Genomic DNA, 2,384 nt, shown 5'->3' with positions numbered 1-2,384 from the left:
CCTCAAGGAGAACCTGTTGTGGGTCGAGCACTTCGATACGGTCGAGGATCTGCGCCACGCCCTGCTGGCGTTCCGGGATCTCTACAATGAGACGTGGCTGATCGAGCGACACGGGTTCCGGCCACCGGCCGATTTCCGCGCCGCGCAGCTTCCACCCGCGGCCATCGCCGCGTAGGCTTCAGATCGGTGTCTCACAATCCGCAGGCGGTACAGGTGGATGACCGGCGGGTGCTCAACGGGATCTTCTGGCGGCTGCGCACGGGCGCGCCCTGGGCCGACATTCCGGCGCGCTACGGCCCGCATATGACCTGCGGCAACCGCTTCCGGCGCTGGCGCAAGCGCGGTATCTGGGATCGGCTTCTAGACGCGGTGTCAAAGGCTTACGACGGCGACCTGCAGATGATCGACGCCACCAGCGTGCGGGTTCACCAGCATGCCGCCTGCGCCCAAAAAAAGACGGCCGATCCGGTGGCATGGGTCGCTCGCGCGGCGGCCTGACGAGCAAGATCCACGCGCTGGTGGATGCCGAGGGCCGTCCCGTCGCACTCAAGATCACGGAAGGCCAAGCCCATGACGGGCGTTCGGCGGCCGACATGCTGGGCGGGCTTGGCACGGGTCAGATCCTGCTGGGCGACCGAGCCTACGACAGCGACGCGTTACGCGCCCGGATGGCTGAGCAGGGCGCGTGGGCGAACGTCAGGCCGATGCCCAACCGCAAGCGAGTGCCGGCCTTCAGCCCGTTCCTGGACAAGTACCGCAATCTGGTCGAGCGCTTCTTCAGCAAGATCAAGCACTTCCGCGCCGTCGCCACGCGCTACGACAAGGATCCCGACAACTTCCTCGCCAGCGTCAAGCTCGCAGCCGTGCGGGTCTGGCTGCGAGCTTAATGAGTCCGCGACCTAGAGAGGGGCTGCTTCATAGATCCAAAACGGATTACGCACTTTCAGATAAACCTGTTCAAACCCTCCCATCAACATCGGTGTTTTCGGATCATTTTTATTCATTTTGGAGCGAATTGGTTGCGATTTGATCGCACCCGCTAATCCTTCGAACGTTTCTCCTGTGGGAATTTTCATCTTGTGAAATTGAGAGAAATCGTTCCAATCCTCGCAAACAGCAGAGCCCGCCCGGTACTTTGCTCTGGCGCTTTGCTGTAGCTCCTTGGCGGACAGCCAACCTGTGTATTGGCTCAAATTCGCGTCAATTTGAGAGATAACGGACCCATCAACCCAATATCCGCCACCGTAGGCAAACGCTTGCTTTCCTGTGCTGTCCGTTCCTGTTCCACGCAACAATTCTCCCGGGCCCGTGAATTTGTAGACATGAGGCGGGCTAGAAAAAGTCGCGAGAATCTCCGAAGCTCTTGCCTTGCTGCAACCGTTAGGCGCAGCAATCAACCAATCTAACGGGTTAATTCTAAGCTTGATCTTCTCCATAACATATCCCTTTCATGCACTTGAGCCTTCAGTGGTACCTCTCGGGCATAATTCACCGAGCAAATATCAACGCAAGAGATTCGGCTTTGTCGATGCTTGGCAGAGGCCGAAACCTGAAGCACGGCACTGACCGTTGCCCTTGATCTGACCGGTATTTTGGACCGACCCGATTGAGAGGCTACTGCATGGTCGCGGCCATGGGTAGCCGGAAGGCCAGACCCGGGTAGCTGACAGGCGCGGGCGGCCGATAGCCCAGCGACGAATGCGGTCGGACGCGGTTGTAGGTCGATTGCCATAGACCGATCACGATCTGCGCCTCCTTCAGCGAGTAGAAGATCTCCTGGCGCAGGCACTCGTCGCGCAGCTTGCCGTTGAAGCTCTCACAGTACCCGTTCTCCCACGGCGAGCCGGGTGCGATGTACTGGATCTGCGAGCCAGCTTTGGCGACCCATTTGCGCAGCGCCTTTGAGATCATCTCAGGTCCATTGTCACAGCGGATGTGCTCGGGGATGCCGTGCAGGCACATCGCACCGGCCAAAGCCTCGATCACGCCGACGCTGTTGATGCGCCGCGCCACCTTCAGCGCGACGCAGGTCCGGCTGTGCTCGTCGATCAGCGTCAGGATGCGCAGGCTCCGGCCGTCGTGGGTCTGGGCCTGCACGAAGTCAAAGCTCCAGACGTGGTTGCGGTGGAGCGGGCGCAGGCGCACGCACGAGCCGTCGTTCAGCCACAGGCGGCTGCGGGGCTTATGTCGGTTGGGGACTTTTAGCCCCTCGCGACGCCAGATGATCCTCCCTCGGTGTCGCGGACACAGGGAGATCATTTTGCGGTCCTCTCGGCTTGCTCGGGCGTGAGATAGCCGAGTGCCGAGTGGATGCGTTGCCGATTGTAGTAGCCCTCGATGTAGGCGAACAGATCGCGCCGCGCTTCATCTCGGGTCGCCCATCG

At 60.7% G+C, this 2,384-nt stretch carries 4 protein-coding genes and 1 pseudogene; 2 read left to right on the top strand and 3 right to left on the bottom strand.

Annotated elements, in window-relative coordinates; all coding sequences use genetic code 11:
• Window positions 1-175 (top strand): annotated as a pseudogene (locus H288_RS34985) (IS3 family transposase); the annotation flags it as partial.
• An 11-nt stretch (window positions 176-186) separates the two neighbouring features.
• A protein-coding gene (locus H288_RS34695; protein WP_245274595.1) for an IS5 family transposase occupies window positions 187-887 on the top strand; the annotation gives its coding sequence in 2 pieces (ribosomal slippage) (window positions 187-454 and window positions 454-887; 702 coding nt in all).
• Window positions 888-899: 12 nt separating this feature from the next.
• Here the strand turns inward: H288_RS34695 and H288_RS35480 are convergent.
• The 3 genes from H288_RS35480 to H288_RS34690 all read right to left on the bottom strand — a co-directional run.
• Complete coding sequence (locus H288_RS35480; RefSeq protein WP_158684285.1) at window positions 900-1,436, bottom strand: hypothetical protein; 537 nt, start codon at window positions 1,434-1,436, stop codon at window positions 900-902.
• A gap of 178 nt (window positions 1,437-1,614) precedes the next feature.
• On the bottom strand, window positions 1,615-2,259 hold the full coding sequence (locus H288_RS33425; RefSeq protein WP_245274594.1) for an integrase core domain-containing protein: 645 nt from the start codon (window positions 2,257-2,259) through the stop codon (window positions 1,615-1,617).
• Window positions 2,256-2,384: IS3 family transposase (locus H288_RS34690; protein ID WP_158684284.1), on the bottom strand; the 129-nt coding region annotated here is incomplete at its 5' end. The genes H288_RS33425 and H288_RS34690, both read right to left, overlap by 4 nt.

Source organism: Methylobacterium sp. 285MFTsu5.1, assembly GCF_000383455.1.
In the GTDB taxonomy this organism is placed as follows: Bacteria; Pseudomonadota; Alphaproteobacteria; order Rhizobiales; family Beijerinckiaceae; genus Methylobacterium.
Note: the sequence above shows the minus strand (reverse complement) of the source record. Positions and strands in the feature narration are given on the sequence as shown.